The organism is Alteriqipengyuania sp., from assembly GCF_964222115.1.
Lineage (GTDB): Bacteria > Pseudomonadota > Alphaproteobacteria > Sphingomonadales > Sphingomonadaceae > Alteriqipengyuania.
Genome location: NZ_CAXQBM010000009.1, coordinates 1 through 5,988 on the forward strand (window position 1 = coordinate 1; position 5,988 = coordinate 5,988).

Sequence of the window (5,988 nt, forward strand, 5' to 3'; positions counted from 1 at the left end):
CTTCCGATCTGGATAATCCCATGGGTTGGCCGGGTGGGGGTGTGGGCTGGTGCCGACCCGGCGGCCCTGCGGTCTCCAAAAGCGGTCATGTCGCCAACCGCCGGAAAACCCACAACACTTGGCCGGGAGGGGGTGTGGGCCGGTACCGAACCTGGCCGCCGACGTCTCCTCTCGCGACACGGTCGCAAGGGGCCAGCAAATCAGAGCGTAAAATTCTCGCCAAGGTAGAGCCTGCGCACGTTCTCGTCTGCCACCAGGTCTTGCGGGGTTCCCGCAAACAGCACCTGGCCACCGTAGATGATACAGGCGCGGTCTACGATATCGAGCGTTTCGCGAACGTTATGATCGGTTATCAGCACGCCGATCCCGCGATCCTTCAGGTCGCGCACGAGGTCGCGGATATCGCTGATCGAGAGCGGATCGATCCCCGCGAACGGCTCGTCCAGCAGCATGATCGATGGGTTGGCCGCCAGCGCCCGCGCGATTTCGCACCGCCGCCGCTCGCCGCCCGACAGTGCCATGGCGGGTGCGCTGCGCAGCCGGGTGAGGCCGAATTCGTCGAGCAGGCGTTCCAGCCCCTCACGCCGTACCTCGCGGTCTGGCTCCGCCAGCTCGAGCACGGTGGCAATGTTCTGCTCTACCGTCAGCCCGCGGAAAATGCTGGTTTCCTGCGGCAGGTAACCCAGGCCCAGGATCGCACGGCGATACATGGGCAGGTTGGTCACATCCTCGCCATCCATCAGGATGCGGCCGCTATCGGGCTTCACGAGCCCCATGATTGAATAGAAGCACGTGGTCTTGCCCGCGCCGTTGGGGCCCAGCAGGCCGAGCACCTCGCCCTTGCCGACCGACAGCGAAATATCGGTCAGCACGGCGCGCTTGTCGTAGCTCTTGGCGATCGACACGACTTCCAGCCCGCCCTGCGGAATCGGCGGGGCGGCGTTCGCCTCTACCTCGGCGTGGCTTTGCGCAATTTCGGCGGGATCGATTTCGGCCATGGGGATCCTGTAGCAAATGGTGCGCGCGACGAAAGCTGCAATGGTCAACAGTGCCGCAATGCGGCGTTTTCGCCCGTAATGCTTGAGCCTGCCTCGCGCACGATCTATCCAGTGAACGGGATGGGGATGTGAGAGGATACCGAGATGAGCACCTGGGCCAGCCAAGAAGCCAAGCATCATGACATCGATTGGCGCGCGAGCATCAGCGACAATATCGCGTGGGCGCTGTTGGTGACCACCGCGCTGCTGATTTTCATCACGATGCCGAAAATGAAATATGCGTTTGAGGGGATCAGCGTTTACATCCTGCTGGTGGTGATGGTCGGCGCATTCATCCCCGTATTGCGCTTCTTCGAGCACCGCTGGACCAAGCTGGACGATCGCGATGCGCACGATCCAGTGTTGCGCGGCGCGTTCCGGCGCGATCAGGTCGCGCTCTGGCTGCTCACGATAGGTGTCCCCATCCTGCTCGCGCTTGGATTCGGGTTCGCATTCCCGCATTGATCGGTGCACCGCAGCGATTGCTGCGTCACGAATTAGGGGGATAGATCGGTATGCTGCGGATTCTGGCCGCCATTGTCTTGGCGTGCGTGGCGGCGCCTGCTGCCGCAGCCTTGCCGGACCTCTCCGCCATCCCATCATCCGAGACCGAGGCAACGCCGGCAGGCGCGGATGGCGCGCTGTCCGATGCGCGGGACCCGGCTGCGGATGAGCGGATCGCAGACAGGCTGCGTGGCATTTACGATGAAGTGGATGAGCTTGCGGCAATCGAGGTGTCGGTTTCCGAAGGCGTCGTACGGCTGACGGGCTCGGCCCCCAGTCAGGCCGCGATCGATCAGGCAGGCGCCATCGCCGGTCGTTTCGATGTTGTGACGGTCGAGAACGATGTGGTGAGGGATACTTCGCTCAGCGGTACGAAGGACATCGTCACGGCACTGCTCGACCGGCTGCGCGATGCGGCCAATATGCTGCCACTGATCGGGGTGGCGGTGCTGGTGGGGCTGGCGATCCTGCTTGCCGGGTACTTGCTCGCCTCGCTCAAGTTCATCTGGCGGGTGTTCACGCCCAACCGCTTCCTGGCAGACCTGATCGCCAGCGCGATCCGGCTGGCCTCGATCATTTTCGCGCTCGTGATTGCGCTCGACATTATCGGGGCGACCGCGCTGCTGGGCGCAGTGCTGGGCGGTGCCGGGGTGATCGGCCTCGCGCTGGGCTTTGCCATGCGCGACACGGTGGAGAACTACGTCGCGTCGCTGATGCTGAGCCTGCGCCAGCCATTCCGCGCCAACGACCTCGTGCAGATCGACGACATGCAGGGCCGCGTGGTACGGCTGACCAGCCGCGCGACCGTGCTGATGACGCTGGAGGGCAACCACCTGCGCATCCCCAACTCGACCGTCTTCAAGGCGGTGATCACCAATTTCACGCGCAATCCGCAGCGCCGGTTCGATTTCACGCTGGGGGTGGACCCGGATGACGATGCAGCCGCCGCTGCCGAGCTGGGGCGCGATGTGCTGGCGAAGCAGCCCTTCGTGCTGGCCGATCCGGCGCCCGAAGCGCGGATCGAGGAAGTAGGCGATTCGAACGTGCTGGTGCGCTTCCTCGGCTGGGTGGACCAGCGCGAGACCGACTGGTTCAAGGCGCAGAGCGCGGCGATTCCGGCGGTGAAGAACGCGTTGGAGGCGGCGGGCTTCGGCCTGCCCGAACCGATCTACCGCCTGCGGTTCGATCCGCGTTCGGCCAGCCTCCCGTTCGAGAATATTGCCGACCGCGACGGGGTCGAATGGCAGGCGAAGAAGCCCAAACCCGCTACCGATACTCCTCCGGCCGATGTCTCGCCGCGTAACGAAATCGACGAAATGGTCGAGGACGAGCGCGAAGGTGCGGAGAAGAAGCGCGACCTGCTCGATCACCGGCGGCCGGTGGAGTGACGCAGGATTGGTGAGCCCTGTCAAAGCTCACCATGCCACAGCGACAGCCGCCGGGCCCGCAGGTTGCCGAAACCAGCGGAGACCGACTGCCAGTCAGTTCGCCTGACTATTCGTGGTCGTGATCCTCGCCCTCGGCGTGATCGTGGTCGTGGTCGTGATCTTCGCCCTCGGCATGGTCATGATCGTGAGCATCCTCATCCGCAGGTTCTACGATTTCGTCGTCTTCGAGCAAGCGCCCGCCCTGTTCCTCCGTCGCGGCCTCGGTACAGGCCGCGAGGCCCAGTGCTGCAATAAGGCCGATCGAAGCGATACGTCGTGTCATCCCGGTTTCCTCCGTTTGCGGCTGGATATAACGTATCATCGTCACAAGCCAGCCCGCAACCGCACATTCCCGGATGCGCGGCGCAAGGCCGGGGTTTAGCCCTTGGCCCGCTCGATCGCTTCGACCACGATCTTCTTTGCCTCGGCCGCATCGCCCCAGGCACCCACGCGGACCCACTTTTCGGCTTCCAGATCCTTGTAGTGCGTGAAGAAGTGCTCGATTTGCTGGAAGATGATGCTCGGCAGGTCCTTCGTTTCGCCCACATCCGAATAATACGGGAAGGTCGAATCGACCGGCACGCAGATCAGTTTCTCGTCGCCGCCATGCTCGTCTTCGAGGTTCAGCACGCCGATCGGGCGGGCGCGCACCACGCAGCCAGCGATGAAGGGGCTGCGCGCGATCACCAGCGCATCCAGCGGATCGCCATCGGGTGAGAGCGTGTGCGGCACGAAGCCGTAATTCGCCGGATAGCGCATCGGCGTGTGCAGGATCCGGTCGACGAACAACGCGCCCGATTCCTTGTCGAACTCGTACTTCACCGGCTCGCCGCCGGTCGGCACCTCGATGATGACATTGAGGTTTTCGGGCGGATTGTCACCCGTGGGCACTTTGTCGATACGCATTTTTGGAGGGCTCTCTTGTTACTGGTTCGGCCCCTCTCCCCAAACTGCGGCGCGGCTTAACGGGTGAGAGGCGATTGCGGAAGGGGCAATGCCAGCCTAACTGCACCGCCCATGGCAAAAAGCTCTTCCAAGACGCCGCAGGCGATACGCGGCACACAGGACATTTTCGGGGCCGATGCAGAGGCGTTCGCCTTCGTGGTCGAAACCTTCGAGCGCGTACGCAAGCTCTACCGCTTCCGCCGCGCCGAGTTCCCGGTGTTCGAACGCACGGAAGTGTTCGCGCGCTCGATCGGCGAGACGACGGATATTGTTTCGAAGGAAATGTATTCGTTCGAGGATCGCGGCGGCGAATCGCTGACCCTGCGGCCCGAATTCACGGCGGGAATCGCGCGTGCGTACCTCACCAATGGCTGGCAGCAGCACGCGCCGGTCAAGCTCGCGACGCACGGCCCGCTGTTCCGTTACGAGCGCCCGCAGAAGGGCCGCTATCGCCAGTTCCACCAGATCGATGCCGAGATTATCGGCGCGGCGGAACCGCAGGCGGACGTGGAACTGCTGGCGATGGCCGACCAGGTGATCCGCGAGCTGGGGATCGTGGACGTGACCCTGCACCTCAACACGCTGGGCGATGGCGACAGCCGCGAGGCATGGCGCGCAGCGCTGATCGACTATTTCCGCGCAGTCGAAGGCCAGCTGAGCGAGGAATCGCAGGAGCGGCTTGAGAAGAACCCGCTGCGCATTCTCGATTCGAAGGACCGGCGCGACCAGCAATTCGTCGCCGATGCACCGAAGATCGACGCGTTTTTGTCGGACGAGGCGCGCGCGTTTTTCGATTCGGTGACCAGCGGGCTGGATGCGGCGGGGGTGAAGTGGAAGCGCGCCGAAAGCCTCGTGCGCGGGCTCGACTACTACCGCCACACCGCGTTCGAATTCATCCCGGACGAAGGCTCGGCGGCAGCAAATGCACTGGGCTCGCAAAGCACGATCCTCGGCGGTGGCCGCTATGACGGGCTGATCGAAAGCCTCGGCGGGCCTGCCACGCCTGCGGTCGGCTGGGCTGCCGGGATCGAGCGGCTGGCGATGCTGGTGGGGGAGAAGAATGAGAGTTGGCTGGAATTCGTTCTGATCCCCGTCGGAGAAGCTGCAGAAGGTCTTTGTGCACAGATCCTGCCTGCTTTGCGTTCAAAAGGCTTATCGACCGAGATGGCCTACCGAGGCAATCTGAAGAAGCGGATGCAACGCGCGAATTCCGCTGGCGCTGAAGCTGCGATCATCATTGGTGAGGAGGAACTCGTTAGCGGCAAAGTCACTGTGCGCGATCTGAAATCAGGTGAACAGGCCTCACGCCCAATCGATGATATCCTTGACCGGCGTGTAGGAGCTAGTGCTACCCGCGCTATGCTCATGGCTGGACTGGGCGGGCGGATTTACGAACACAAAACAACCCAATCATAGCCCGTCATCCCGGCCTCCGAGCCGGGATCCCGCTTTCTTCCGGTGAAACAAAAGTAAGCTGGACCCCGGATCAAGTCCGGGGTGACGAGAAAAGGAGGTAGCGCCCCACCTTTCCTACCTTGCACCACCCGCGCTAATGCGCCTTGCATGACTGCCAGCGCACCCGACATTCGCCTCACGCAATAACCGCCAGATCACCGGCCTGTTTTCCACCCCATGACACTGTGTCAGGTGTGTCAGGCCTGCCCTTAAGACCGCCCACCCGGAACGACCATTGACCATCCCCCCCGAACGCCTCGACCAGATCGCCAACCGCTTCGCAGAGATCGAGGCGCGGATGGCGTCTGGCCAGCTGGAGGGCGAGGAATTCGTGCAGGCGAGCCGCGATTATGCCGAGCTGGAGCCGGTCGCGAAGCTTGCGCTGGAGCTGAAAGCGGCGCGCGAGGAAGTTGCGGGGCTGGAAGACATGCTCTCCGACCCCGAGATGAAGGATATGGCGCAGGAGGAGCTGGAAGCGCTGAACGCGCGCATTCCCGATCTCGAACAGCAGCTCGCCATCGCGATGCTCCCGCGCGATTCCGCCGATGCGAAGCCCGCGATGCTCGAGATCGGAAGAGCGTCGTGTAGGGACAGAGTGTGAGATCGCGTGTAGATCTCGG

Annotated in this window: 7 protein-coding genes; 4 read left to right on the forward strand and 3 right to left on the reverse strand. The window is 63.3% G+C overall.

Features of this window, described 5'->3' with window-relative positions:
* Positions 1-200: 200 nt before the first annotated feature.
* Positions 201-998: an LPS export ABC transporter ATP-binding protein gene (gene lptB, locus ACEQXE_RS00915; RefSeq protein ID WP_370177012.1), complete on the reverse strand. Its 798-nt coding sequence runs from the start codon at positions 996-998 to the stop codon at positions 201-203.
* A gap of 144 nt (positions 999-1,142) precedes the next feature.
* Between lptB and ACEQXE_RS00920 the strand changes: the two genes are divergently transcribed.
* Positions 1,143-1,502: a hypothetical protein gene (locus tag ACEQXE_RS00920; protein ID WP_370177013.1), complete on the forward strand. Its 360-nt coding sequence runs from the start codon at positions 1,143-1,145 to the stop codon at positions 1,500-1,502.
* A 50-nt stretch (positions 1,503-1,552) separates the two neighbouring features.
* On the forward strand, positions 1,553-2,929 hold the full coding sequence (locus ACEQXE_RS00925; RefSeq protein WP_370177014.1) for a mechanosensitive ion channel domain-containing protein: 1,377 nt from the start codon (positions 1,553-1,555) through the stop codon (positions 2,927-2,929).
* A 106-nt stretch (positions 2,930-3,035) separates the two neighbouring features.
* On the opposite strand, the gene ACEQXE_RS00930 is transcribed toward ACEQXE_RS00925, so the two are convergent.
* Both ACEQXE_RS00930 and ppa read right to left on the reverse strand, forming a co-directional pair.
* Positions 3,036-3,251: a hypothetical protein gene (locus tag ACEQXE_RS00930; protein WP_370177015.1), complete on the reverse strand. Its 216-nt coding sequence runs from the start codon at positions 3,249-3,251 to the stop codon at positions 3,036-3,038.
* Between the two features lie 95 nt (positions 3,252-3,346).
* On the reverse strand, positions 3,347-3,874 hold the full coding sequence (ppa, locus tag ACEQXE_RS00935) for an inorganic diphosphatase (RefSeq protein WP_370177016.1): 528 nt from the start codon (positions 3,872-3,874) through the stop codon (positions 3,347-3,349).
* Positions 3,875-3,985: 111 nt separating this feature from the next.
* On the opposite strand from ppa, the gene hisS reads away from it, so the two are divergent.
* Both hisS and ACEQXE_RS00945 read left to right on the forward strand, forming a co-directional pair.
* On the forward strand, positions 3,986-5,329 hold the full coding sequence (gene hisS / locus ACEQXE_RS00940) for a histidine--tRNA ligase (protein ID WP_370177017.1): 1,344 nt from the start codon (positions 3,986-3,988) through the stop codon (positions 5,327-5,329).
* A 274-nt stretch (positions 5,330-5,603) separates the two neighbouring features.
* Complete coding sequence (locus tag ACEQXE_RS00945; protein WP_372524226.1) at positions 5,604-5,969, forward strand: PCRF domain-containing protein; 366 nt, start codon at positions 5,604-5,606, stop codon at positions 5,967-5,969.
* Positions 5,970-5,988: the final 19 nt, after the last annotated feature.